Origin of the sequence: Christiangramia flava JLT2011, assembly GCF_001951155.1 — a bacterium.
GTDB classification, from domain to species: Bacteria; Bacteroidota; Bacteroidia; order Flavobacteriales; family Flavobacteriaceae; genus Christiangramia; species Christiangramia flava.
This window is the reverse complement of the sequence record NZ_CP016359.1, coordinates 1,391,491-1,415,417: the sequence shown is the minus strand read 5'-3', so window position 1 is coordinate 1,415,417 and position 23,927 is coordinate 1,391,491. Positions and strand designations below refer to the sequence as shown.

At 43.7% G+C, this 23,927-nt stretch carries 26 protein-coding genes; 6 read left to right on the top strand and 20 right to left on the bottom strand.

Annotated features, from left to right (window positions below; translation table 11 throughout):
- Nucleotides 1–104: 104 nt before the first annotated feature.
- Complete coding sequence (locus GRFL_RS06035; RefSeq protein ID WP_083643755.1) at nucleotides 105–572, top strand: CBS domain-containing protein; 468 nt, start codon at nucleotides 105–107, stop codon at nucleotides 570–572.
- Here GRFL_RS06035 and GRFL_RS06030 read toward each other — a convergent pair.
- From GRFL_RS06030 to GRFL_RS06000, 7 genes are all read right to left on the bottom strand, one after another.
- A complete protein-coding gene (locus GRFL_RS06030; protein ID WP_206601047.1) occupies nucleotides 569–892 on the bottom strand; it encodes a gamma-glutamylcyclotransferase family protein in 324 nt (107 codons plus the stop codon). The two genes, GRFL_RS06035 and GRFL_RS06030, sit on opposite strands and share 4 nt — an antisense overlap.
- Nucleotides 889–1,335 carry a DUF4174 domain-containing protein gene (locus GRFL_RS06025; protein ID WP_083643754.1) on the bottom strand — a complete coding sequence of 149 codons (447 nt, stop codon included), beginning with the start codon at nucleotides 1,333–1,335 and terminating at the stop codon, nucleotides 889–891. The genes GRFL_RS06030 and GRFL_RS06025 overlap by 4 nt, the downstream gene beginning before the upstream one ends.
- Nucleotides 1,332–1,682, bottom strand: coding sequence for a hypothetical protein (locus GRFL_RS06020; RefSeq protein ID WP_083643753.1), 351 nt, complete (start codon nucleotides 1,680–1,682; stop codon nucleotides 1,332–1,334). Before GRFL_RS06020 ends, GRFL_RS06025 begins: the two co-directional genes overlap by 4 nt.
- An 85-nt stretch (nucleotides 1,683–1,767) precedes the next feature.
- Nucleotides 1,768–2,208, bottom strand: a complete 441-nt coding sequence (locus tag GRFL_RS06015) for a hypothetical protein (protein ID WP_139839188.1) — start codon at nucleotides 2,206–2,208, stop codon at nucleotides 1,768–1,770.
- A 209-nt stretch (nucleotides 2,209–2,417) separates the two neighbouring features.
- Nucleotides 2,418–2,732, bottom strand: coding sequence for an antibiotic biosynthesis monooxygenase family protein (locus tag GRFL_RS06010; RefSeq protein WP_083643751.1), 315 nt, complete (start codon nucleotides 2,730–2,732; stop codon nucleotides 2,418–2,420).
- Complete coding sequence (locus GRFL_RS06005; RefSeq protein ID WP_083643750.1) at nucleotides 2,729–3,352, bottom strand: class I SAM-dependent methyltransferase; 624 nt, start codon at nucleotides 3,350–3,352, stop codon at nucleotides 2,729–2,731. The genes GRFL_RS06010 and GRFL_RS06005 overlap by 4 nt, the downstream gene beginning before the upstream one ends.
- Nucleotides 3,352–3,864 (bottom strand): PepSY domain-containing protein, encoded by a 513-nt coding sequence (locus GRFL_RS06000; RefSeq protein WP_083643749.1) that lies wholly within the window; start codon nucleotides 3,862–3,864, stop codon nucleotides 3,352–3,354. The genes GRFL_RS06005 and GRFL_RS06000 overlap by 1 nt, the downstream gene beginning before the upstream one ends.
- 217 nt (nucleotides 3,865–4,081) lie before the next feature.
- Here GRFL_RS06000 and GRFL_RS05990 point away from each other — a divergent pair, with 217 nt between their 5' ends.
- Complete coding sequence (locus GRFL_RS05990) at nucleotides 4,082–4,414, top strand: single-stranded DNA-binding protein (protein ID WP_083643747.1); 333 nt, start codon at nucleotides 4,082–4,084, stop codon at nucleotides 4,412–4,414.
- A gap of 57 nt (nucleotides 4,415–4,471) precedes the next feature.
- Here the strand turns inward: GRFL_RS05990 and GRFL_RS05985 are convergent, their stop codons facing one another.
- The 4 genes from GRFL_RS05985 to metG form a co-directional block, all read right to left on the bottom strand.
- Nucleotides 4,472–6,244, bottom strand: a complete 1,773-nt coding sequence (locus GRFL_RS05985) for a sodium:solute symporter family protein (RefSeq protein WP_083643746.1) — start codon at nucleotides 6,242–6,244, stop codon at nucleotides 4,472–4,474.
- Nucleotides 6,245–6,264: 20 nt separating this feature from the next.
- The gene (locus GRFL_RS05980) at nucleotides 6,265–6,522 is read right to left on the bottom strand and encodes a DUF4212 domain-containing protein (protein ID WP_083643745.1); all 258 of its coding nucleotides are present in this window, start codon (nucleotides 6,520–6,522) and stop codon (nucleotides 6,265–6,267) included.
- A gap of 93 nt (nucleotides 6,523–6,615) precedes the next feature.
- Nucleotides 6,616–7,518 (bottom strand): histone deacetylase family protein, encoded by a 903-nt coding sequence (locus GRFL_RS05975; protein ID WP_083643744.1) that lies wholly within the window; start codon nucleotides 7,516–7,518, stop codon nucleotides 6,616–6,618.
- A 9-nt stretch (nucleotides 7,519–7,527) separates the two neighbouring features.
- A complete protein-coding gene (gene metG / locus GRFL_RS05970; protein WP_083643743.1) occupies nucleotides 7,528–9,600 on the bottom strand; it encodes a methionine--tRNA ligase in 2,073 nt (690 codons plus the stop codon).
- 121 nt (nucleotides 9,601–9,721) lie between these two features.
- Between metG and GRFL_RS05965 the strand changes: the two genes are divergently transcribed.
- Complete coding sequence (locus tag GRFL_RS05965) at nucleotides 9,722–10,300, top strand: hypothetical protein (RefSeq protein ID WP_083643742.1); 579 nt, start codon at nucleotides 9,722–9,724, stop codon at nucleotides 10,298–10,300.
- 4 nt (nucleotides 10,301–10,304) lie between these two features.
- On the top strand, nucleotides 10,305–10,664 hold the full coding sequence (locus tag GRFL_RS05960) for a YraN family protein (RefSeq protein WP_083643741.1): 360 nt from the start codon (nucleotides 10,305–10,307) through the stop codon (nucleotides 10,662–10,664).
- Here GRFL_RS05960 and GRFL_RS05955 read toward each other — a convergent pair.
- The 4 genes from GRFL_RS05955 to GRFL_RS05940 all read right to left on the bottom strand — a co-directional run bounded on the left by GRFL_RS05955 (nucleotide 10,661) and on the right by GRFL_RS05940 (nucleotide 14,508).
- On the bottom strand, nucleotides 10,661–11,110 hold the full coding sequence (locus GRFL_RS05955; RefSeq protein WP_157492995.1) for a DUF6265 family protein: 450 nt from the start codon (nucleotides 11,108–11,110) through the stop codon (nucleotides 10,661–10,663). The genes GRFL_RS05960 and GRFL_RS05955 overlap by 4 nt on opposite strands.
- Before the next feature lie 95 nt (nucleotides 11,111–11,205).
- Nucleotides 11,206–13,275 (bottom strand): M13 family metallopeptidase, encoded by a 2,070-nt coding sequence (locus GRFL_RS05950; RefSeq protein WP_083643739.1) that lies wholly within the window; start codon nucleotides 13,273–13,275, stop codon nucleotides 11,206–11,208.
- 106 nt (nucleotides 13,276–13,381) lie between these two features.
- Nucleotides 13,382–13,909, bottom strand: a complete 528-nt coding sequence (locus tag GRFL_RS05945; protein WP_083643738.1) for a nuclear transport factor 2 family protein — start codon at nucleotides 13,907–13,909, stop codon at nucleotides 13,382–13,384.
- On the bottom strand, nucleotides 13,906–14,508 hold the full coding sequence (locus GRFL_RS05940) for a hypothetical protein (RefSeq protein ID WP_083643737.1): 603 nt from the start codon (nucleotides 14,506–14,508) through the stop codon (nucleotides 13,906–13,908). Before GRFL_RS05940 ends, GRFL_RS05945 begins: the two co-directional genes overlap by 4 nt.
- Nucleotides 14,509–14,660: 152 nt before the next feature.
- Between GRFL_RS05940 and GRFL_RS05935 the strand changes: the two genes are divergently transcribed.
- Nucleotides 14,661–15,623 (top strand): NAD-dependent epimerase/dehydratase family protein, encoded by a 963-nt coding sequence (locus GRFL_RS05935; RefSeq protein ID WP_083643736.1) that lies wholly within the window; start codon nucleotides 14,661–14,663, stop codon nucleotides 15,621–15,623.
- A gap of 71 nt (nucleotides 15,624–15,694) precedes the next feature.
- Here GRFL_RS05935 and GRFL_RS05930 read toward each other — a convergent pair whose 3' ends face one another.
- The 4 genes from GRFL_RS05930 to aspS all read right to left on the bottom strand — a co-directional run bounded on the left by GRFL_RS05930 (nucleotide 15,695) and on the right by aspS (nucleotide 19,816).
- A complete protein-coding gene (locus GRFL_RS05930) occupies nucleotides 15,695–15,889 on the bottom strand; it encodes a cold-shock protein (RefSeq protein ID WP_083643735.1) in 195 nt (64 codons plus the stop codon).
- 89 nt (nucleotides 15,890–15,978) lie between these two features.
- Nucleotides 15,979–16,218 carry a hypothetical protein gene (locus tag GRFL_RS05925; protein ID WP_169833968.1) on the bottom strand — a complete coding sequence of 80 codons (240 nt, stop codon included), beginning with the start codon at nucleotides 16,216–16,218 and terminating at the stop codon, nucleotides 15,979–15,981.
- 1 nt (nucleotide 16,219) lies between these two features.
- Nucleotides 16,220–18,010 (bottom strand): chloride channel protein, encoded by a 1,791-nt coding sequence (locus GRFL_RS05920; RefSeq protein ID WP_083643734.1) that lies wholly within the window; start codon nucleotides 18,008–18,010, stop codon nucleotides 16,220–16,222.
- A gap of 54 nt (nucleotides 18,011–18,064) precedes the next feature.
- Complete coding sequence (gene aspS / locus GRFL_RS05915) at nucleotides 18,065–19,816, bottom strand: aspartate--tRNA ligase (RefSeq protein ID WP_083643733.1); 1,752 nt, start codon at nucleotides 19,814–19,816, stop codon at nucleotides 18,065–18,067.
- 227 nt (nucleotides 19,817–20,043) lie between these two features.
- On the opposite strand from aspS, the gene GRFL_RS05910 reads away from it, so the two are divergent.
- A complete protein-coding gene (locus tag GRFL_RS05910) occupies nucleotides 20,044–20,409 on the top strand; it encodes a toxin-antitoxin system YwqK family antitoxin (protein ID WP_083643732.1) in 366 nt (121 codons plus the stop codon).
- Nucleotides 20,410–20,465: 56 nt separating this feature from the next.
- Here GRFL_RS05910 and GRFL_RS05905 read toward each other — a convergent pair whose 3' ends face one another.
- The gene (locus tag GRFL_RS05905) at nucleotides 20,466–23,927 is read right to left on the bottom strand and encodes an efflux RND transporter permease subunit (RefSeq protein ID WP_083643731.1); all 3,462 of its coding nucleotides are present in this window, start codon (nucleotides 23,925–23,927) and stop codon (nucleotides 20,466–20,468) included.

Here is a 23,927-nt window from a genome sequence, read left to right as displayed (position 1 = left end):
TAAAGTTAAATAAGTTTTTAGGCTTTTGATGAATAATTTAATAAAATCATAATTTTTTCAAAATTTCGTATATTTAATAGGTTAGCAATCAAAAAGTTATAATTATGGGAATTAAAAGTTTTATGGGTCGCCGGGCAGAGCCGGTGAAACCCGCCGAAGCGCCGATGTTGGTAAGAGATTATATGAGTTCTAACCTGGTGACCTTTACGGAAAATGAACACATCCTGGATGTGATGGATAAACTAATTCGCCATAACATTTCGGGAGGCTGCGTGATCAATGATCAAAATGAATTGATCGGGATCATTTCAGAAGGGGACTGCATGAAGCAGGTTTCAGACAGTCGCTATTATAACATGCCTATGGAAGATCTCACGGTTGGCAAACGCATGAATTGCCGCGTGGAAACCATAGATGGCAATATGAACGTGCTGGATGCCGCTAAAAAATTCATTGAAATGAAATTCCGAAGATTTCCAATCGTTGAAAACGGAAAACTCATCGGGCAGATCAGTCAGCGGGATGTCATGCGAGCAGCGCTCACCCTGAAAGCGCACAACTGGCAATATTAGACGCCAATATATACCCAGGCTCTTTTTCCAGATTTCAAATCAAGCCTTATGCGGCGATAGTTTTCGCCTTCATAAGCGTCTGCTTTTAGTAATTCCTGTTCTTCTATTTCATAAAGGCTGCCTTTGATGATAGAGTCGCTTGTTTCAGATTGGTAAAGAATGGGGTATTCGGTGCCAGATTCTTCATCGGGAATACGGATGAAACGCCGTTCAAATCCGTGGAGTTCGTCCGGCCAAGCCTTTAATTTTCTTCCGAAGACTTCCAGTTGAACAGTTTCCTGCTGAAGCGTTCCGTAGGTAAAAAGCAGCACGGGTGTCACCTTCGTCCCTGTTTCCTGATATCTGCCTGCCTCATGGGCATGGAATCGATCGTAGAAAATAAGCGTTTGGTAGTGAAGGGGGAGGCCTGTCGTAGCTTGACGCCACCGTCCAGGCCAATCAGCAGGACTTCAAAATCTTCCGAAGCCATTTTGCGATATTTATATAATTCGGGATCAGGTACCCAGCCAGAAGTGGAAGGAAAGATCTCCCGATATTTACCGGGGACGGCAAGGATCAGTTGCAGTTTTCGCTCCTCGAATTGTGGTGTTTCTTTGTTCAGGATCTCTAACTGTTCCCTGTACGAGGGATTGGAAATCGTATCGGTAAAAACTACCACCAGCCGGTTTTTCCATTGATAATCTTTTAGTGATTGCGCGTTCATATGCTGGGAAACAAGTATGATCGTAAGTAGTACAAGGATGCTTCGGAAAAAAGTTTTCATATTTTCTTTTTTACCAGTGCGTAAAATTCGTTTTCCAGTTTCAGGTAACCCTGATCGTAGACGAAAAAATACTGATTGCCGGTCTTCGTGATGTAATTGCTGGTAAAATATTCAAAATTGAAGCCTTCCTGTTCCAGTTTTTTCCTGGGAACCGAGGTCTTTTCTTCCGGATTCAGTTTTTCCAGAATCCGGTAGTTCATGGCCAGGATCTTGTTTACTTTCCTGATCATGGCTGAAGATTCTTTGTTGCTCCGGTTGTGAAAGCTATTCCGGCAATAATCACTGCAGAATTTTTTATCGGTTCTGCCCATCAGGGTTTCACCGCATTCCGCACAGGTGTTTTTCATACTTGAATATACAAAATATGCACATAACCTGCTCGCAATCTTTTAGCTATGACCAGAAAAAATACTTCAGAAAAATCGAATCGGGCTACAGTTTGACCTTATAAACATAAGTAGTCGCATCCTGTTCTACATCCGCGCCGGTGATTTCAAAATCATTCACCTGCGTGTAAAAGCAACAATCTTCAGTAACGCCTTCCGCATCGACAGCAACCTGGAAAACTTCTTCGCCGGAAATTTGAACGGAATAGGTCACGCCTTCAAAAGTGGCAATAGAAAGAAGGTTCACGTCATCTTCAGAAATAAAACTCCAGCTTCCTTCCCCATCTTCCGAAGTTTTCACCAGGTTTAACTGGTCTTCTTCAAAGGTTCCGTTGGTAAAAAGGTTTTCGCCGGTTTCACTATCTACCAGCTCGATTATAAAACCAGCAGGACCAGAATTACAGGCAAAATCTGAACAATCATCAGAACTGTCACAGCTCATAAAAACGACAAAAACAAGGGCGAAAAGGAATTGGAATTTTTTCATTTTTCAATCTTAAGGTTTGGGTTTAGGTGGGTTACGGCAGGATAAAACTTGCAATAGCCGTTAAAATTTCAAAGAGTAATGCTAACATGATTAGTTGGTTTTTTATGTTCAGATTCACAGTTGCTCCTGAAACACATATTTGGAAGTTTCTGTTGGTTCAAATTATAGATGCTTTGAACTTCAAAAGGTTGCGTTCGAAAGACTGGAAATTAAAACCGGTAATCGCGTTCCACCAGGGCAATTCTTACCTTATAAGCTTCGTACCAGGTAGATTTACCCAGTTTTTGCGCGAGCAGGTGTTCAGAATGACTTTTCCAGTTCCTGATGCTGTCCAGGTCTTTCCAGTAAGAAACGCTGATCCCAATTGCAGATTTTGCCGATTCAAATCCAAGGTAACCCGGCTGGTGAATAGCCAATTCCAGCATTTTTTGCGCCATCTCGCCATATTCCTGGTCATTTTCATCGGTACGCAAAGAAGTAAAAATTACAGCGTAATAGGGAGGTTCTGGCGTCTTCGCGATCATATCTTCTGAAAAATTAGGCTGAGCAGTCGCGGGAGCTCCTGCCGGTCTTCATCAAAATGTTCTTGCAGGGATTGAAGTTGCAAATCGGCTTTTTCAGCGCTGTGGATAAAATCGGAAACATGGTGCTGGTAAGTTTGCAGTTCCTGTAGTTCATGGCCGTTATGAAAGCGCGCTTTCGTCCCCGCATATTGTTTGAAAGGATGGAGTTCTGAGACAAAAATATGGCCTCCCGGTTTTAAGGTCTTACTGGCTTCGGAAAAGATGAAGTCCAGGTTTTCGATGTGTTCCAAAACCAGGCTAAAAGTCACAAGGTCGTACTTCCTTTCTCCAAAGTTCCATTTCTGCGTTATATCCGCCTGAAGAAACTCTACTTCGGGTTTCAGAATTTTGGTTCTGGCAATGGAGAGCATTTCTTCTGAAAAATCAACAGCCGTAATGTGCTGAGCGCGCGTAACCAGAAACCGGGTATTTTTGCCCGTTCCACAGCCAATCTCTAAAACATGGTCAAACTGAAGTGCAGAAAGCCTAGTTTTTGTGATCTCCTCATCCATATCGCGCGTGCGATTCTTATTAGAATCGTATTGCTCTGCCCAGGAATTGTATGCCGCGCGAATAGACACTAGACCAGTAGAACGATAAGGGTGAGTACGATCCCTGCAATGGTGAAAATGATCCCTTTTCTAAAGATTTTGGTGGACGGCAGGAACATCCAAAAAGCGGATAACACGAAGAAAAGCAGCGACAGTCCGAAGAAAATATTGAGGAAAAACAGGGGTTTATCGGTGGTTGCTTTATGGAATTTGGTCATGCTTTCCAGTATCACCGGAAGACGTTTTTCAGTATAGGTGGCGGTGCCCGTAGAGCGATCAAAAACTCCCTGCTCAAAATAGACTTTCTGCCCCTCGGTTTTCGCTACTTTAAAATTTCTGATCCGCAATTCCTTTCCCAGTTGGTTTTCGCTGATGTCCTGTGGAAGTTGCTTTTCCACGGTGTTCTCTACCTTAAAAGCGTCAGTATTCCTGAAGATCATCACGATCCCGCTGATGGCGTAAACGGCCATAATTCCCGCGAGGAAAAAACCGAGGTAACGGTGATAGATTCTAAAATTGTTACTTACTTTTCTATTATTCATGGCATGTTAGATTGAAGCCTTAAAAATACTGCTTCCAGTTTAAAAACCGCATTAAATTTTAAATTGTTGAATCCCAGTCTAAAAATCGTTTTTAAACGTTTGTAAACGAATTTAAACGTAAGCAAATGTTTGAAATACAACTTCAAACTTATTGCTGAAGCATCTTTGTTTCGCTGAAATGAACGAATGATTTTCAGCTGCAAAAAATTCTTTAGTTATGAGCACTTTAAGAAACACCGTACAACTGATTGGACATGTAGGGAATGATCCTGAAATCGTGAATTTGGAATCTGGAAAGAAACTGGCCAAGTTTTCCATCGCGACCAATGAAAATTACAAGAATTCCAAAGGAGAAAAAATTACTGATACCCAGTGGCACAATATTGTTGCCTGGGGCAAGACCGCAGAACTGATCGAAAATTATGTTCCGAAGGGTAAAGAAGTGGGAATCGAAGGTAAGCTCACCAGCAGGAGTTATGAAGACAAGGATGGTATAAGGCGTTATATTACCGAAGTTGTTTGTAATGAGATTCTGTTACTCGGAAAATAATTTTTGGGAAAAAGTTTCTCAGTTTGATTTTGATCCTGGTTCGATTTTCGGAATGAATCAATGTTCCTGCGCTTTTCCTGCACCATTGGGAATCCTGATGTTTTCAACGATTTCCTGAACATCTTCCGGTGGTGCGGGACTAAGTCGGGAAATAGTTATGGCGAGCACGAAATTAACGAGCATGGCTATTACACCAAAGCCTTCGGGAGAAGTTCCGAACCACCATTCCGAAGCGGGCAAAGGTTCCATAATTCCCACTAGACCGGTTTTAAAGCGGATCATATAAAAAAGCATCAGGCTCATCCCGGCGATCATCCCGGTAATGTCACCCTGTTTATTCATGCGTTTATCAAAGATACCCAAAACGATTGCAGGGAAGAATGATGCTGCGGCAAGTCCAAAAGCGAGGGCCACCACGGCAGCGACAAATCCCGGGGGATAAATGCCAAAAATCCCGGCGACGATCACGGCTACCAGAATACTGATCCTGGCTGCGATTAATTCACCTTTATCAGAAATATCAGGTTTCAGTTGTTTTTTGATGAGGTCGTGGGATACCGAAGTGGAAATCACAAGAAGAAGTCCTGCGGCGGTGGAAAGTGCTGCTGCCAGTCCGCCGGCTGCTACTAATGCGATCACCCAATTTGGAAGTCGTGCGATTTCAGGATTTGCCAGGACCATAATGTCACGATCAACATATAATTCGTTTTCAGAACTGGTAGCGTTTCTTACAAGTCGGTTACCGGCAGCTCCCCGCTCTTCTGTAAAAATGGGTTTGCCTTCAACGGCTTCGGAATTTCGGTACTGGATCTTTCCGTCATTATTTTTATCAGTCCAGGAAATAAGGCCGGTATTTTCCCAATTCTTGAACCAGTCTGGAATATTGCTGTACGCCGTTTCGTTTACAGTATTGATCAGGTTGGTCCGGGCAAATACTGCTACTGCCGGGGCTGTTGTATATAAGATCGCAATTAACAGAAGGGCATACCCGGCAGATTTTCTTGCGTCTTTTACTCTGGGAACGGTGAAAAATCGAACAATAACATGGGGAAGTCCTGAGGTTCCTGCCATGAGTGCCAAAGTAATCGCGAAAATATCCCAGGTAGATTTACTTCCGCTGGTGTATTCTTTAAAACCGAGTTGTGTATGCAGGCTGTCTAGTTTTTCCAGTAGGAAGGTGCCATCTTCAACCCGGCCACCCATGCCAATTTGAGGCAGGGGATTTCCAGTCATTTGAATCGAAATAAAGATGGCGGGCACCATAAAGGCAAAGATCAGGACGCAGTATTGAGCGACCTGTGTATAGGTAATACCTTTCATTCCGCCGAGAAATGCAAAGGTAAGCACTACGGCCATGCCTATCAGCACTCCGTTGGTTATTTCGACCTGAAGAAATTGTGAAAAGACAATTCCAACTCCGCGCATTTGTCCGGCTACATAGGTAAAGGAAACAATCAGTGCGCAAATTACCGCGATAGTTCGGGCAGAGTTTGAATAATAACGATCTCCTATAAAATCGGGAACGGTGAATTTTCCAAATTTCCGAAGATAAGGAGCAAGCAGCAGGGCGAGGAGAACGTAACCCCCGGTCCAACCCATAAGGTAAACAGAGCCGTCATAGCCACTAAAGGAGATGATCCCGGCCATCGAAATAAAAGAGGCTGCACTCATCCAGTCGGCTGCAGTGGCCATTCCATTGGCTAAAGGTGACACACCACCACCGGCAACATAAAAGTCTTTTGTGGAAGATGCTCTTGCCCAAATCGCGATGCCAAAATATAATGCAAAGCTAATCCCAACCAGGATCCACGTCCAAACCTGTACGCTCATATTATCGATTTTTGAATGGGTTATTCGTCATAGCCATATTTTTTATCCAGATGATTCATCAGGCGGATGTATACGAAAATGAGAATGACGAAAATGTAGATAGAGCCCTGTTGGGCGAACCAGAAACCAAGCTTGAATCCTCCCAGGTGAAACTGGTCCAGAAAATCTTTGAAAAGGATGCCGGCTCCAAAGGAAACCAGGAACCAGATACTCAGCAGGATGAAGAGATATTTAATATTTTCTTGCCAGTATCTTTTAGCGTGTGATTTTTTATTCATGAAAACTGTTCGATTCTAAAATTTCTGATATTTTACCTAATATCGATAAAATATTTAAAAATTCAGTAAATCGATTGCGTAATTCAGAATTTTTTAGAAATAAATCTGCTGTGCCAGGCGATACGTGTTGGCATGAGCGTCGATTATGATCTTGATGTCCTGGGAATATCCTCCACCCATACTGCACTGCAGAGGAATGTTGCGATCATGTATCGTTTGCAGTACAAAGCGGTCTCGCTCCTTGCAGCCCTGTACGCTACATCCCAGTCTTCCGAGTTTATCAGTGGCAAGAATATCCACACCACAGAGATAGAAAATAAAATCGGGTTGCTGCTGTTCGATGAGTTTTGGTAAGGTGGCTTTTAAAATTTTCAGGTATTCTTCGTCTCCAGTTTGATCTGGTAAGGCAATGTCCAGATCTGAGCGCTCTTTCTTAAAAGGATAATTACTTTTCCCGTGCATGGAAAAAGTAAAGACCTGATCGTTTTTCTGAAAAATTTCAGCGGTGCCATTTCCCTGGTGCACGTCAAGGTCAACAATGAGAACTTTTTTTGCAAGAGACTGGTCGATGAGATACTGGGCGGCAATAGCCTGGTCATTCAGCAGGCAAAAAGCTTCCGCGTGATCGGAATATGCATGGTGGGTGCCACCGGCGATATTCATGGCGATTCCGTTTTCCAAGGCATAATGAACGCCTTTGATCGTTCCATCTGCGATGATCTGTTCCCGATCTACCAGAACCTGGGAAAGAGGGAAGCCAGATTTTCTGACTTCCTTCCGGTCCAGTTCTAAATTTTTAAGTCTTCGGAAATAATCGCGATCATGAATAGCAAGAATGTATTTTTCATCCGGAAACTGCGGTTCAAAAAAATTTTCTTCGGAACAGGTTCCTTCATGCAAGAGTTGCTGCGGCAGCAGCTCATATTTTTCCATTGGAAACCTGTGGCCCGGCGGCAGCGGATGTTTATAGATTGGATGATAGGCAATCTTGAGCATCCAAAATGATTAGGAAATGATCGTTCCCGCCTTCACATTTTCACCATCAGGATTCACAAAAACCAGTTTGCCTTCTGCATTTTCAGTCATCAGGATCATTCCTTCGCTTTCCACGCCGCGCAAAGCACGTGGGGCAAGATTGACCAAAACGGTGACCTGTTTTCCAATGATCTCTTCGGCACTGAAATGCTCCGCAATTCCGGAAACGATGGTGCGTTGATCAATTCCCGTGTCGACCTTCAGCTTCATCAGCTTTTTGGTTTTCGGCATTTTTTCAGCTTCCAGAATTTTCCCTACACGCAGGTCCATTTTGGTGAAATCATCAAATGTAGCAAGATCTTTCTGAGGTTCGGCTTTCTGATTTTCCATTTCGTTGGCGGCTTTGGTAGCCTGAAGTTTTTCTAATTGTTTTTCGATCGCAGTATCTTCAATTTTGCTGAACAGCAGTTCAGCTTTACCAATCTGGTGTCCCGCAGGAAGTAAGGTTTTCTGAGTTTCGATTTTATCCCATGCAGGGATTTCTGAAATTTCTTCTTGCTGGTTCAGCATTTTCTTAAGTTTTGCTGAAGTGAACGGCAGGAATGGTTCGCTAAGAGTTGCCAGCGCTGAAGCGATTTGCAAGGCGACGTACATGATCGTTTTTACACGAGCCTCGTCTTCTTTGATCACTTTCCACGGTTCTTCATCTGCCAGGTATTTGTTACCAAGCCTGGCAAGATTCATCAATTCTCCCTGTGCTTCTCTAAAACGGTATTTTTGGATAGAACTGGCGATTACTGCAGGATAGGCTTTAAGTTCGGCGATGGTTTTTTCATCAATTTCCAGAAATGCTTCCGGCTGTGGAATTACCCCGTTGTAATATTTGTTGGTGAGCACGATCACACGATTTATAAAATTTCCGAAGATCGCGACCAGTTCATTATTATTTCTGGCCTGAAAATCTTTCCAGGTAAAGTCGTTGTCTTTGGTTTCGGGTGCGTTGGCGGTAAGTACATATCTCAGAACATCCTGCTGTTCCGGGAAATCTTCCAGGTATTCGTGTAACCATACCGCCCAGTTCTTGGAAGTAGAGAGTTTATTGCCTTCCAGGTTCAGAAACTCATTGGCCGGTACATTTTCGGGTAGAATATAGTCTCCATGCGCCTTTAGCATTACCGGGAAAATGATACAGTGAAAAACAATATTGTCTTTCCCGATGAAATGAATCAGCTTGGTATTTTCATCTTTCCAGTATGGTTCCCAATCCTTGCCTTCTCTTTCTGCCCATTCTTTGGTGGACGAGATATAGCCGATGGGCGCGTCAAACCAGACATACAGCACTTTTCCATCGGCACCTTCCACAGGAACAGGAATTCCCCAGTCCAGATCCCGTGTCACTGCTCTGGCACGAAGGCCGTCATCGATCCAGCTTTTTACCTGTCCATACACATTGCTTTTCCAGTCGGCTTTATGACCTTTCAGGATCCATTCTTTTAGCCAGTCTTCGTATTGATCCAGCGGCAGGAACCAGTGACGGGTTTCTTTTAAAGTGGGAACAGCGCCGGTGATGGTCGATTTTGGATTGATCAAATCGGTTGCGTTCAGTGAAGTTCCACATTTTTCGCACTGGTCACCATAAGCCTCTTCATTGCCGCATTTTGGACAGGTTCCGGTCACGAAACGATCAGCCAGAAATTGTCCTGCTTCTGCATCGTACAGTTGTTTGGTAGTCTCTTCAATAAACTTTCCGTCTTCGTACATTTTTCTGAAAAAATCAGAAGCGGTGTCGTGGTGCGTCTTTCCAGAAGTACGGGAATAATTGTCAAAACTGATCCCAAATTCTTCAAAAGACTTTTTTATGATGCCGTTATATTTATCAACCACATCCTGCGGTGTAATACCCTCTTTTTTAGCTTTTATCGTAATTGGCACACCGTGCTCGTCACTTCCGCAAACAAAAGCCACATCGTGGCCCTGCATTCTTAGGAACCGGGAGTAAATATCAGCCGGGACATACACGCCGGCAAGGTGACCAATATGAATAGGCCCGTTCGTGTAAGGAAGGGCTGCTGTAATGGTATATCGCTGAGGATTTTGGGTCATTCTTTATTTAAATTTTAAGTGCCGCAAAGTTAAGCAAAGACGCCCGATTACGCGTTAAATTCTTGTAAAAGGCAGTAGTTCGCATCAATAACTTTCTACTTTTACTCTAAATGTGAGCAAAATGAAAAAGCTATTCTTACTACTCTTTGTAGGTCTTGTGGCCTGTAACAGTGCAAAAAAAGCAACTTCCAACCCGAATGCCAAGTTTACGGTAGAAAATCTTGGGAGTTTGAACGCCATGGAAATAAGCCAGCGTTACGCAGATGCAAATATCGAGGAAGGTTCAGAAATGTATGAAGAAGGAACCGTGGAGCGGGCCTATACCATTTTGTATCCGGGAACGGAAGATGAGCTGCATATCACCTGGGAAGATCGGGGAAAATCAAAGATCCATGATATCCGGTTTTCAGGGAATGGCCAATGGAAATCTGATACCGGGATCGATATCGGTACCACCTATGCCGAACTGACTAAAATGAACGGAAAGGATATCTCCTTTTATGGCTTCGGATGGGATTATAGCGGTGCGGTGCTTTGGAATGGCGGAAAACTCGAAAAAAGCGGACTCCGCGTTTTCCTGAGCCCTGAAAATGAGCCGGGAAATAAATATTACGGTGATCATATTATCAAGGCCAGCCCCGGGGAAATTGAGTCTATGAACCTGAAAGTCTCATCGATCATGATCAATTATTCCATTTAACTCTATGGCAGATCATAATCTTTTAGGAAAAGAAGGCGAAAATCTGGCAGTGGAATATCTAATGCTGAAGGAATATGAGATCCTTGAGCGCAATTATCGGTACCAGAAGGCTGAGGTAGATATTATCGCGCAAAGGGACCAAACGCTCGTGGCGATCGAAGTGAAAACCCGAAGCACGGCTAATTTTGGCAATCCCGAAGAATTTGTGAAGCCGAAACAGATCAAGCGGTTGCTGAAGGTGATGAATCATTATGCAGAAGAGAATCAACTGGAGCTGGATATCAGGTTTGATATTTTGGCGATCGTGCTGAATAAAGGCAATTCAAAAGTAGAGCATATCCAGAACGCCTTCCTGTATTTCTAGAGCCCGTCTTTTTTAAAAATAAATTTAATTCCCTCTTCATCCCCGGCAGAAATAGTGGCGATCAGTTGCCTATTTTCAGCTTTATAATGGATCTTTTTTGGGAATTCATTTTGTGCATTTTCAGCGATGAATTCAGAATCATTGAAGGAGGATAACGGAAAGTCTACCGGCTCTTCCTGCACGCCGGTCACGCGGAAGACCCAATTTTCATTTTCCTGCAGCAACGCAATTTCTTCTTTGAAAACCGTATCCTGCTGTTGGAGCGTAAAACCTAAACCCTGGTATTCTTTATCTGAAATTTTTTTCCACATTTCCCGGGTAACCTGGCCTTCTGCTTCGTTCATACGGGTCCAGTTTCCTGTTAACCAGTCAAAATGATCTTTTTTGTGCTGGCAGGAATTCAACAGTAATCCTAATAAAAGTAATAGCAGTAATTTTTTCATCATCTGGAAATAAACGGGAAATTAGCTAATATTCAGGTTAATAAATGAAAAAAGCCGGAAGATTTTCCGGCTTTAAGATTATTGAACGGGTTTTGACCTTACCAGATTCGAACTCGCTCTTCCGGTTTTACCCACATCGGGTCGCCTTCTTCAATCGCGAAAGCATCATAGAATGCATCGATATTTTGAAGTGGAACATACGCGCGGTACATTCCCGGAGAATGAGGATCGGTCTTGATCTGGTTTTTCAAAGCCTCGTCTCTCATTTTGGTTCTCCAGACAGTTGCCCAGGATAGGAAAAATCGTTGTTCCGGAGTAAAGCCGTCGATCTTTCCTGGATCACCATGTTCTTTTAAATGAATTTGAAGTCCGTCGTAGGCAGCATTGACACCGCCAAGGTCTCCGATGTTTTCACCCAAGGTGAATTTTCCGTTGATGAAAGTACTATCAGCTACCTCGATCGCGCTGTACTGATCGGCAAGGCTTCCGCCTAGCTCTTCAAACTGCTTCAGGTCTTCATCTGTCCACCAGTTGTTCAGGTTTCCTTCTGCATCAAAACGAGCACCGCTATCGTCAAAACCATGAGAAATCTCGTGGCCAATCACGGCACCAATTCCGCCGTAATTCACGGCAGCATCAGCTTTGTAATCATAAAATGGCGGTTGAAGAATGGCTGCAGGAAATACAATTTCGTTAAAACTTGGGTTGTAGTATGCGTTTACCGTTTGAGGCGGCATATACCATTCAGTCTTGTCTACAGGTTGTCCAAGATCGGCCAGATTATCAGCCACTCTCCATTTCTGAGCGTTCAGCATGTTCTGGAAATAACTTCCGCCGTCCTCCGGGCTGGCAATTTCCAGTTCACTGTAATCTTTCCACTTGTCAGGATATCCTACCTTTACGGTAAAAGAACTCAGTTTTTCCAAAGCTTTTTTCTTGGTATCCTCGCTCATCCAGGTCAGGTTGTTGATTCGGTTTTCGTAAGCTTTTACGATGTTCCCGATCATTTCCTGTGCTTTTTCCTTGGCTTCCGGCGGGAAATTCTGCTCTACATACAGTTTTCCGAGCGCTTCGCCGAGCGTTCTGTTCACGGTTTGCAACGCTCTTTCATCCCGTGGTCGCTGCTGCTGCGCGCCACGAAGGGTCTTGTCGTAGAATTCCCAGTTCTTTCTTTCCAGTTCTGTAGTCAGGGCTGGAGCGGCGTCATTGAAAAGGTTCCATTTCAAGTAAGCTTTCCAGTCTTCTACGGAATTTTTGGCCAGCAATTGCTGAAGCGCCTTCATGTAACCAGGCTGTGACACTACGATCGTATCCAGATCTTTGGCGCCAATTCCTTCAAAATAAGCTTTCCAGTTCATAGCCGGAACGTTTTTCTGAAGTTGCGAGATCGAAGTTGGATTGTACGTTTTACGCGCGTCGCGACGTTCCACTTTGTCCATTTGCGGCTCGGCAAGACTGGTTTCAAAAGCCAGTATTTTATCGGCTTCTGTTTTGGCATCTTCTTCGGAATAATCTAAATACTGAAGCATTTCAGCGATGTAGGCCTTGTATTTTTCACGCTTGTCCTTAGAATCGGCATCATCTTTTACATAATAATCCCTGTCAGGAAGCCCCAATCCAGATGGGTTAAGATAGGCCACGTTCATGTTGCTGTCTTTTCTATCGGCACGAACACCAAAAGAGAAGAAGCCGGCGCTACCGTATTCACTCATATCGATCAGGAATTTCTGAAGATCTTCCTTGTTTTGGATAGAGTCGATCTTGGCAAGATATGGCTGAAGTGGCTTCACGCCCTGTTCGTTTCTGGAAACCGTATCCATGATACTTTCATAGAGTTTCACAGCTTTTGCTTCATCTGAAGCTGGGTCCAGACTGTCATTTTTCATGGCGCCGTTCAAAACAGCCAGCACATCATCGTCTGTTTGTTTTCTAAGTTCATTGAAACTTCCCCATCTTGTCTGGTCTTCGGGAATTTCAGTAGAATCCAGCCAGGTTCCGTTCACGTAACGGAAAAAATCTTCCTTAGGGCTGGTAGTGGTATCCATGTAAGCCAGGTTGATACCATGTAGCTCTTCTTTTTCTTCTGTTTTCTTGTCGTCATCGTCACAAGCCGTGAACAGACTCGTGGCAAAAACCGACAAAAACAGCAAACTGCTTATTTTCTTCATTGTTTACTAATTGGTTTTTTAATGCTCGGTAATTCTTAAAATTTTCCTGTAAACCAAAGAAACTGAATCGGTTTACGGGATTTGGATGGAAAATTAAGGAAAAGGTTTAATTATTGGTTAGTTTTTGAATGAGATTTGCATCAAAATCCTTTTTCATTTCGGTAAGACGATCTACATTTTCATTGGGTACGGCGATTGAAAGTACGTAATGCTGAATTTTCCAGGTTCCGTCTTCTTTTTTCATGACACCTGAACCACGGCAAATTCCCATATGGGTATCTAACAATTCGTCAAACCAGGCGGTCTTTTTATTCCCGTCAATATAGACGTGACGTTCGATAGGTGTAAAGGCCCAGGCTTTTCCCTTGTCAAAATAAGGCTTGCTAAAATTTTTAAATTCTTCTACATTCCAGTTTTCCGTAGCGTCGGTGCCGATGAAAATGGCATCGGAAGTCATCAGGTTGAAATAGGCGTCAAAGTCGGCTTTGGCTGCCGATCGGTGCCATTGATTGATGCTGGCTTCGATCTTATTCTGGATCTGTACCAGCTGTAGATCGGTTTTACGTGTTTGTGCCTTGCCTGGCAGGACAAAAAGTACCAGTAATACGGTTATAATGCTGATTTTCGTTTTCATTGTTGGCTGTTTTGTTGGAGACTGTCGTTGGTTTTCAATTGGTTGATACTATCCAGTTCCCGTTGTTTTCGTTCTTCTTCCTCGAACTTATCCAGTTCTTCTTCGAAATCTTCCAGGGTTTTCAGGAATTTTTCGTTCATCTGGCGCTTTAAATTGTTGAATTCTGAATATAGTTCGGTGGTGGTTTGTTCGATCTTTTTAGCGTCTGGCTCCCGCTGACCCGCAAATTGTTTCAGTAGTAAGGACTTGGTGAGGACCACGGTAAGCCTGGATTCCACCGCATTTGATCGCAACGTATCTGGCAGTGAGGCTTTTAAAGACTGCATGATCTCCGTGATTGCGGGGGCTTTGTCGGCCACGTCAATAACCTTTGAACCACGCAAATTCCTGATCTCATTTTCCGCAGTGATGAATTCCACCCATTTCAGGGCAATATTCCTTGGAGTAGAATCGAGTTTGACTTCCTGTTGTGGCAATACCAGTGGTTTTTGAAAAGCGATGGAATCACTTGCCGCGTTGGGGTCCTGGGTATCCTGAGGTTCACTTTTGCAGCTGGCCAGCACCAGAAGTATGAAAAAGATGAAAATTGAATTTCTCATTCCTGAAGTTTCGTTCCTTACAAAGTTATCTAATATAACTGAAAATCCAGATGCCAGATTGTGTTGAATAATTTCTAAAAAACCTGTTGTAATACACTTAAATGTTACGATTTCCTCTGCGTAATTGAATATATTTGCACAAATTTTTATTTATGGCAGATAAGATTTTGATCATTGGCGCCTGTGGCCAGATTGGAACCGAGCTAACTTTGAAATTGAGAGAGATCCACGGAGCGGAAGCGGTGGTAGCAAGTGATATTCGTGAAGGGGCAGAGGAGCTGATGCAATCCGGGCCATTCGAGATCCTTGATGCTACTGATGAACCCGGGATCAGGGCTGTCGTAAAAAAATATGAGATCAACCAGGTGTATCTAATGGCAGCCATGCTTAGCGCAACTGCTGAAAAAGCACCGATGAAGGCCTGGAACCTGAATATGAACAGTTTGTTCCATATTTTAGAAATGGGAAAAGAAGGGCTGATAGATAAAATTTTCTGGCCATCCAGTATTGCAGTTTTTGGCCCTACAACCCCAAAAGACCAGACGCCACAAATCACCGCGATGGAACCCACTACGGTTTACGGAATCAGTAAACAAACTGGAGAAAGATGGTGTGAATATTTCCATCGTAAATTTGGGGTGGACGTAAGAAGCATTCGTTACCCTGGGATTATTAGTTATAAGACTTTACCGGGTGGCGGGACAACCGATTATGCGATCGAGATCTTCCACGAAGCCTTAAAAAACAAATCTTACACGAGTTTTCTCGCAAAAGATGCCGAACTACCGATGATGTACATGGATGATGCGATCAAAGCTACTATCGATATCATGGAGGCTCCTTCGGAAAAGATCAGTATCCGTTCTTCCTATAACCTTGCGGCTATTAACTTTACTCCGGAAGTGCTTGCGAAAGAGATTCAGAAACACCTGAAAGATTTTGAGATCAGTTACGAGCCTGATTTCCGCCAACAAATCGCAGAAAGCTGGCCCTCGAGTATTGATGATTCGCAGGCTAGAAGCGACTGGGGTTGGAAACACGATTATGACCTTGAAAAAATGACCAGCACCATGCTGAAGGGAGTGGGAGAACGGCTGGAAAAATCAACAAAGTAATATTATAGAGAAGAGATAAAAAAGAAAAGCCGCTGAGAAGCGGCTTTTACATTGTAATCAGAAAAAATATATTATTCAATCACGCGAACCTGAGTTGCGTTCAATCCTTTTCTTCCTTCTGTTTCTTCGTACTCAACTGAATCTCCTTCCTGAATAGTTTCTCCGTTCAGTCCTGTAACATGTACAAAGATGTCTCTTTTGGTTTCGTTGTTAGTAATGAATCCGTAACCTTTAGACTCATTAAAAAATTTAACTGTGCCTTGCATAAAAATAATTATTAATAAGGCACAAACATAAAATAATAATAAATAGAAAGCGCTGAAAATCAGATTTTTTTTAGATAAAATTTTAAAATTCAGTCTACACCCTTATCTCGCATCTTCTTCATATTCTCCTCTGATAACGTATAGTCCTTCAGTCTTTTACCTCTCCATCGCACAACCAGGAATATTGGCATCAGTATAAACGAGGTCGCTAAAACAGCGATTCCGATGATCTTATCGCCGGTAGCAATATCACCGCTGAGCCTGAAATAAAAGCCCACTGCAATAGCTGCCAGAATAGCTATCCCGAAGATTTTCATGAAAACTTTCATACTACACAGTAAATTCTATTAATTTTTGACGATACGCCGTAAGCAGTTTCGATTTGGAAATAAACCCCACATATTTCCCGTCTTTAACCACGGGAAGGTTCCAGGCGTTGCTATCTTGAAATTTTGCCATGATCTCCTTCATTCGGTCATTTTCAATATCAATGATTGCCGGAGCGCGTTGCATGATATCACTCACCTTTACCTCGTCGTACATTTTTTCATCGAACATAATCGGGCGGATGTCGTCCAGCAAAATAATCCCGATGAAATTCCGCTTATCGTCTATCACCGGAAAAATATTTCGGGAAGATTTGATCACGCCTTCATGGATCACCTCCCGCAGGTTCATATCTACATGCAGCGGGATAAAATTCTTCTCGATGACCCTGGAAATATTCATCAGCGTGAGTACATTATGATCTTTGTTATGGGTTAGCAGGTCACCGCGCTGGGCCAGCTCCATGGTATAGACCGAATGTGGTTGGAATTTCGTAGTAATCATAAAAGAGATGGCGGCGGTGATCATGAGCGGAATAAAAAGTTCGTATCCGTGCGTGAGTTCGGCAATTAGGAAGATCGCGGTTAAGGGTGCCTGAAGCACTCCTGCCATCAAACCGGCCATTCCAACCAATGTGAAATTACTTACCGAAATCGGGTTTCGAAGCAATCCGCTGTTGTTCATGATTAGTGCAAAGCAATGGCCCATGGCACTTCCCATAAACATTACCGGTGCAAAAATACCACCCACACCGCCTGCTGAAAATGTCAAAGATGAAGCCACTATCTTAAAAATGACCAATCCAGCGAGTAAGGCCACAACCACCCAGATATTTTCCAGGTAATCGTTAAAAAAATTGGTGCCCAAAGCCTGCAGGTAGTTTTCGTGCAGGAGGTTGTTCACGACGTTATAACCTTCCCCATACAAAGGCGGAATGAAATAAATCAGTACTCCAAGTCCCAGTCCCGCAACCATCATCCGGGCAAACGGCGAGGTAATTCGGGAAAGCATTTTGGTGGAGTTAAAATATATTTTTGAAAAATAAATGGATGTTACCGAAGCTAAAATTCCCAGCATGATATAAAAAGGAACTTCAGAAATCTGGAAGGTATCCTGCAACTCGAATGGTAAAATAATCTGACTTCCGAAGAAAAAATAAGAGGTCAGAATCGCAGAAACTGATGCCAGTAGTAATGGTAATAATGATGCAAGAGTGAGGTCCAGGCTAAAAACTTCGATTGCGAAAATGATCGCGGCGATAGGCGCTTTAAAAATGGAAGACATGGCGCCGGCCGCGGCACAGCCAATTAATAAGGTGCGTGAGGCCTGGTTCATAAGGAACATCCTCGAAATGTTCGAACCCAGCGAAGCTCCAGTTGCTACGGTTGGGCCTTCCAGTCCCACAGACCCACCAAAACCAACTGTAATTGGAGCTGTGATCAATGAGGCATACATCTGGAACCGCTTCATAATCCCTTTCTGTCTCGAAATGGCGTATAGCGTGGTGGGAATTCCGTGGCCAACATTCTTCCGAAGAATGAATTTGATAATGAACCAAACGATCAACAAGCCAATCACCGGGAAAATGAAGTAAAAAGCTTCGTGATAATTTGCGATAAATTCTCCTTCCAGTAAATGCTGAATAAGGTGAGTGAGGTTTTTGATGATCACAGCGAACAATCCCGCTACAAAACCGATTATCGCACTCAGCATCATCAGGAATTGCTGATGGGTGAGGTGCTTGGATTTCCAGCTCAGGAACTTGTGAAGCAGGGTCTTGGTGAATTTTGCCACTACTATTGTATTAATGGTCGAATTTAAAAAATCCCGCAATATGCGGGACTTTAATTATTCTATTTTGACTCTTAAGTGTAATTCTTCTAGTTGTTCATCGTCCAGCGGTGCTGGTGCATCGATCATAATGTCCCGTCCCGCGTTATTCTTCGGAAAAGCGATATAATCCCGGATGCTTTCCTGGCCGCCCAGAATGGCAGTTAGCCTGTCAAATCCAAAAGCGATTCCACCGTGAGGCGGCGCTCCATATTGAAACGCATCCATCAGGAATCCAAACTGAGCTTTCGCTTCTTCTTTGGTGAAGCCTAAGAGGTCGAACATTCTCGACTGCATTTGCTGGTCATGAATCCTGATGGAACCACCACCAATTTCGTTACCATTCAACACAAGATCATACGCATTGGCTCGTACTTCTCCGGGAGCTGATTCCAGTTTGGAAATATCTTCGGGTTTCGGAGAAGTGAATGGATGGTGCATCGCGTGGTATCGCTCTGTTTCTTCATCCCATTCCAGCAACGGGAAATCTACTACCCAAAGAGGAGCAAATTCCTCGGCTTTTCGAAGGCCGAGTTCATTCCCTAAATGCATTCTCAAAGCGCTTAGTTGGGTACGGGTTTTATTGGCGTCGCCTGCCATCACGAGTATAAGGTCTCCAGGTTTGGCCCCTGTTGCTTCTGCCCATTCTTTCAGGTCTTCTTCAGAATAGAATTTATCTACGGAAGATTTCATGCTGCCATCTTCGTTATACTTGGCATAAACCAATCCGCTGGCTCCAACCTGGGGTCTCTTCACCCAGGAAATCAAAGCATCCAATTCTTTCCTCGTAAAAGAAGCAGCTCCTGGAACGGCAATTCCCACCACCAGTTCCTGCTGGTCGAAAACGTTGAAACCTTTGTTTTTAGCCAGCTCATCCAGTTCGGCAAATTCCATCCCAAAACGGATGTCCGGTTTGTCATTCCCGTATTTTTTCATCGCTTCGGCATAGGTCATTCGTGGGAATTTTTCAACTTCCACACCTTTGATTTCTTTCAGTAAATGGCGTGTCAATCCTTCAAAAATATCCAGAATATCTTCCTGCTCCACGAAGGTCATTTCGCAGTCGATCTGGGTAAATTCCGGCTGCCTATCGGCGCGAAGGTCTTCATCCCTGAAACATTTTACGATCTGGAAATATTTGTCCATTCCGCCAACCATCAGCAACTGTTTAAAAGTTTGAGGCGATTGAGGCAAGGCATAAAACTGCCCTTCGTTCATTCGGCTTGGCACCACAAAATCACGGGCACCTTCCGGAGTAGATTTGATCAAATAAGGAGTTTCGACTTCAATAAAACCCTGATCTGAAAGGTAATTACGAACCTGCATTGCCACTTTGTGACGAAACATCAGTTTGTTTTTCACGGGATTTCTTCGAATATCCAGGTAGCGGTACTTCATCCGAAGATCTTCCCCACCATCGGTTTCTTCTTCGATCGTAAATGGCGGAGTTTTAGAATCATTTAAAATCTGGAGTTCTTTTACCAACACCTCGATATCCCCGGTTGGGATATTCGGGTTTTTAGATTCGCGTTCAATCACCTCGCCCTTTACCTGGATCACAAATTCCCGGGCCAGTGTTCCTGCCAAGTTCATGAGGTCTTCAGCACTTCGCTCTTCATCAAAGATAAGCTGGGTGATCCCATAACGATCTCGAAGATCTACCCAGATCATAAATCCTTTATTCCTAACTTTTTGAACCCATCCGGCAAGGGTGATCTCCTGGCCAATTGCTGATGCGTTTAACTCTCCACAGGTATGACTTCTGTACATTAGCTACTTTAAATTTTGAACGGGCACAAAAGTAAGAAGTTAAATGCTTTTCTATAAGGATAATTGCTGAAAATTATAGGGAAAATAGGCCAATGTTACCAAATGGTTAATGTGTAATTAACTGAAAATCAGAAAAAAACAGTTCCAATGTTAACTTAATGTTACGTAAATATTGCTTGTTTGTAAACTTTGTGTATATTTGTAAGGTAAACGTTAACTGAGAGGTCATGAAGACAATGAAGAATATACTATGTGCTGCGCTTTTCGCTACAGGAAGTGTGGCTTTCGCACAAACTGAAGCGCCTAAGCCTGTATTTGAGAAGCAGGGAGAATTAATGAAAGGAACTTTTTATTATGATGACGGAAGTATTAGACAGGAAGGTACGTACAAGAACGGGAAGCTCCATGGAGAGTGGATTTCTTACAACCAGAACGGTGAGAAGACTGCGATCGCGCAATACAAACAAGGTGAAAAAGACGGAGTCTGGTTTTTTTGGTCTGGTGATAAACTTACTCAGGTAGAGTATAACCAGAACAATATCGCTTCTGTGGATAGCTGGAAAAGCGACTCACCAATCGTAAGCAACGAATAAAAAATTTATATCTGTTTAAAGAAAAACCCGGAGCATTTGCCCCGGGTTTTTTTGTTTTAGCTATGTGCGGGCGTTCCGCCTCTTTTTTCTTTGATTCTCAGTTTTCCCCTGTTCACCAGGTAGAACATAACCGGAACCACGATCAGGGTGAGGAAAGTCGCGAAGACCAATCCAAAGATCACCGTCCAGGCCAGAGGTCCCCAGAAGATCACGTTATCACCACCAATATAGATCCCTGGATTGTAATCAATGATCAGCCCGAAGAAATCAATGTTCAGCCCCACCGCCAGCGGAATCAAACCTAATACGGTCGTGATCGCCGTTAACAATACGGGTCTCAGCCTTGATTTACCTCCGCGTACGATACAATCGAAATACTGTTCACGCGTAAGCATCTGGTCGCTGTCAATTCCCAGTTCTTCTTTTTTACGATCGATCAGGATCTGTGTGTAATCGATCAGTACGATCGCGTTATTTACTACAATTCCGGCCAGAGAGATGATCCCCATCATGGTCATGATAATTACAAAGTCCATCTGGAAAATAATGAGCCCTAAGAACACACCCACCAGACTGAGGATTACGGCCATCAGGATAATTACCGGTTTGCTGACGCTATTGAACTGTGCTACCAGGATTAACAGAATACCTCCAATTGCGATAAGCAGAGCTTTCAGCAGGAAGTTCATGTTTTCTGCCTGTTCTTCCTGTTCCCCTGTAAATTTCAGGTTCATATCTTCTGGCAACTGGTAATTCTTCAGTTCAGTTTTCAATTGTTCCACCACCTGGTTCGGGTTGTAGTTTCCTAGCACGTTGGAATAAACAGTGATCACCCTTTTCAGGTCTTTTCGGTTGATAGAACTAAAGGAAGAGGCGACCTTGGTTTCTACCAGCGAACTAATTGGAACCTGGATCAACTGTCCTGAATTCTGATCGCGGAAGGTAATTGGCTGGTTGAAAAGTGCATTTTCATCATAGCGATACTGGTCATTCAGCCGCACATTCACCTCGTAGTCATCATCCCCGTCTTTATAGGTGGAAATTTCCTCGCCATAGATCGCGCGTCTTAAAGTTTGTCCAACCTGTGCCGTAGAAACTCCAAGTTGTCCTGCTTTTTTCCGGTCTACCCGAACATCCAGCTCTGGTTTGGATTTGTTTACGTCAATTTTTAATTCTTCGATCCCGCCCACATTTAGGTTTTGAATATAGGAACGAATATTTTCGGCTTCCGCGAGCATTTTCTCATAATCCTCACCGCTCAACTCGATATTGATTGGGTAGCCGGTAGGAGGGCCAGCGGCATCTTTTTCCACAATAATGGAAACCCCTGGAAAGCCACCCACTGCTTTTCGTACTTCTTCCAGCACCTCGCTACTCTTTACGCCGCGACGTTCTTTGAATTCACGCATTACGAGGGTCACTTTTCCACGATTCGGCATTTCACCCTGCTGCCCACCATTGGTCATCGGGTTTCCGGCACCTTCACCAACCTGTGAAATGGCCGATTCTACCATGAAGTTGTATCCCTCTTCATCTTCATATTGCTTGATCACTTCAAAAATTCGCTGTTCTACTTTTTTGGTAAGTTCATTGGTCTTTTCAATATCGGTTCCTTCCGGGTATTCGATATAGGTGATCACCTGCTTAGGCTGATTTTCAGGGAAGAACAGAACGTCTGGCTGCACCAGTCCAATCAGGATGAACGAGAAGAACAACATCAGTAAGGTTCCGAAGAAAAAGACATAGGCTTTTTTTCCTCTTAGGGCATATTTCAGCAGTCGGCCATAATTGAATTCCAGTTTTTTCAGGGCTTTAAACTGAAAATATTTCACGCCTTTTGCCAGTACATATTTATAGAACCAAAGCAGCAAAACGGCTAAAATCGCAAGATTTCCGAAGGCTCTCATGGCCCCAATGTTCAGTACAAATCCGCCGAAAAGCAATAATACCCCAATAGCTCCTAAAATGATACTAATGCGAACGAGTCTTTTTTTGCTAATATGACCTTCTTCGGTTTTCATGAACTGGGAGGTCAGCATCGAGTTGATAATGAGCGCTACAAACAGTGACGATCCCAGTACTATAGACAAGGTGATTGGAAAAATCACCATAAATTTACCAATTGTTCCCGGCCATAGTCCCAGAGGGAAAAAGGCCATAAGTGTAGTAGCCGTGGAGGCGATAATTGGCCAGGCGATCTCACCTAGACCCTGTTTAGCCGCACGAATTCGTGGCATGCCTTCATCCATGAGGCTGTAAACGTTTTCTACAACCACGATCCCATTGTCTACCAGCATCCCGAGCCCCATAACCAGCGCAAAAAGTACCATGGTGTTTAGCGTATAACCCAAACTGGAGAGAATGATGTAGGACATGAGCATGGATAGCGGAATGGCCAGCCCTACGAAAAGCGCATTTCTGAAACCAAGGAAGAACATCAATACCAGCACCACCAGGATTACCCCGAAAATGATGTTATTTACCAGGTCGTTCACCTGGTTACGGGTATCTGTAGAAAGGTCGTTCGTGAGGCTGATGTGCAGTCCTTCCGGCAGGTAACTTTCTTCTTCTTCCTGGATGATCTTCTTGATCTCGTCTACGGCTTCGATCATGTTCTTTCCGCTACGCTTCTTCACATCCAGCATCACTACCGGGTCTCCATATTCCCGTGCGTAAGTGGTTGGGTCTTTTTCGTGAAATTTGATCTCGGCAATATCCTTCAGGAAAATATTCCCGCCGTCCCTTTTCACCACTACGTTCTGTAATTCCTGTGGATCCTGGATCTCACCAATGATCCGGATGTTCTTCTGAACACCACTCGTGACCACGTTTCCACCGGAAATTGTCCTGTTTTCGCTGCTTACCGCGTTGACGATATCGTTGAAACTGGTTTTGGAAGCCGCCATTTTGTACAGGTCTACCGCGATCTCTACCTCCATTTCTTCGGCACCGCGAATACTGGCTTCCTTGATTTGAGGCAGTAGCTCGATCTTTTCCTGAAGATATTCGGCGTAATCCTTCAACTGCTGTACAGTATAATCTCCCGTGAGGTTAATGTTAAGAATGGGCTGTTCTTCAGAAAAGTTCAGGTCAAAAACGTTTGGTTCTACCTTGGCTCCGTTGTCCAGGGTTGGCCAGGTGGTCTCGGCCTTGGCGAGGTCTACCTTATCTTTGATCTTCTGTTTCGCCACATCCACGCTCACATCTTCTTCAAATTCCACGAGCACCATAGAGTAATCCTGAAGCGTGGTGGAGGTGATCTCTTTCACGCCGCCCACGTCATTGAATTCTTCCTCCAGCGGTTCGGTGATGAACTTCTCCACGTCTTCCGCAGAGTTCCCCGGGTTAATGGAGCTTACATAGATCTTGGTTTCGATAATTTCGGGGAAGGATTCCCGCGGCATACTGTAATAAGATAACAAACCACCCACCATCAAAATAGCGATGATCACGTACACCGTCATTTTGTTATCAATGGCCCAGGAGGAAAGTTTAAATTCCTTGTCGATATTTTTCAT

Coding starts and splice junctions, on each gene's coding strand:
- GRFL_RS06035 (WP_083643755.1), top strand. CDS start 105: ATGGGAATTAAAAGTTTTATGGGTCGCCGGGCAGAGCCGGTGAAACCC.
- GRFL_RS06025 (WP_083643754.1), bottom strand. CDS start 1,335: ATGAAAACTTTTTTCCGAAGCATCCTTGTACTACTTACGATCATACTT.
- GRFL_RS06020 (WP_083643753.1), bottom strand. CDS start 1,682: ATGAAAAACACCTGTGCGGAATGCGGTGAAACCCTGATGGGCAGAACC.
- GRFL_RS06015 (WP_139839188.1), bottom strand. CDS start 2,208: ATGAAAAAATTCCAATTCCTTTTCGCCCTTGTTTTTGTCGTTTTTATG.
- GRFL_RS06010 (WP_083643751.1), bottom strand. CDS start 2,732: ATGATCGCGAAGACGCCAGAACCTCCCTATTACGCTGTAATTTTTACT.
- GRFL_RS06000 (WP_083643749.1), bottom strand. CDS start 3,864: ATGAATAATAGAAAAGTAAGTAACAATTTTAGAATCTATCACCGTTAC.
- GRFL_RS05990 (WP_083643747.1), top strand. CDS start 4,082: ATGAGCACTTTAAGAAACACCGTACAACTGATTGGACATGTAGGGAAT.
- GRFL_RS05985 (WP_083643746.1), bottom strand. CDS start 6,244: ATGAGCGTACAGGTTTGGACGTGGATCCTGGTTGGGATTAGCTTTGCA.
- GRFL_RS05980 (WP_083643745.1), bottom strand. CDS start 6,522: ATGAATAAAAAATCACACGCTAAAAGATACTGGCAAGAAAATATTAAA.
- GRFL_RS05975 (WP_083643744.1), bottom strand. CDS start 7,518: ATGCTCAAGATTGCCTATCATCCAATCTATAAACATCCGCTGCCGCCG.
- metG (WP_083643743.1), bottom strand. CDS start 9,600: ATGACCCAAAATCCTCAGCGATATACCATTACAGCAGCCCTTCCTTAC.
- GRFL_RS05965 (WP_083643742.1), top strand. CDS start 9,722: ATGAAAAAGCTATTCTTACTACTCTTTGTAGGTCTTGTGGCCTGTAAC.
- GRFL_RS05960 (WP_083643741.1), top strand. CDS start 10,305: ATGGCAGATCATAATCTTTTAGGAAAAGAAGGCGAAAATCTGGCAGTG.
- GRFL_RS05955 (WP_157492995.1), bottom strand. CDS start 11,110: ATGATGAAAAAATTACTGCTATTACTTTTATTAGGATTACTGTTGAAT.
- GRFL_RS05950 (WP_083643739.1), bottom strand. CDS start 13,275: ATGAAGAAAATAAGCAGTTTGCTGTTTTTGTCGGTTTTTGCCACGAGT.
- GRFL_RS05945 (WP_083643738.1), bottom strand. CDS start 13,909: ATGAAAACGAAAATCAGCATTATAACCGTATTACTGGTACTTTTTGTC.
- GRFL_RS05940 (WP_083643737.1), bottom strand. CDS start 14,508: ATGAGAAATTCAATTTTCATCTTTTTCATACTTCTGGTGCTGGCCAGC.
- GRFL_RS05935 (WP_083643736.1), top strand. CDS start 14,661: ATGGCAGATAAGATTTTGATCATTGGCGCCTGTGGCCAGATTGGAACC.
- GRFL_RS05930 (WP_083643735.1), bottom strand. CDS start 15,889: ATGCAAGGCACAGTTAAATTTTTTAATGAGTCTAAAGGTTACGGATTC.
- GRFL_RS05925 (WP_169833968.1), bottom strand. CDS start 16,218: ATGAAAGTTTTCATGAAAATCTTCGGGATAGCTATTCTGGCAGCTATT.
- aspS (WP_083643733.1), bottom strand. CDS start 19,816: ATGTACAGAAGTCATACCTGTGGAGAGTTAAACGCATCAGCAATTGGC.
- GRFL_RS05910 (WP_083643732.1), top strand. CDS start 20,044: ATGAAGACAATGAAGAATATACTATGTGCTGCGCTTTTCGCTACAGGA.
- GRFL_RS05905 (WP_083643731.1), bottom strand. CDS start 23,927: ATGAAAAATATCGACAAGGAATTTAAACTTTCCTCCTGGGCCATTGAT.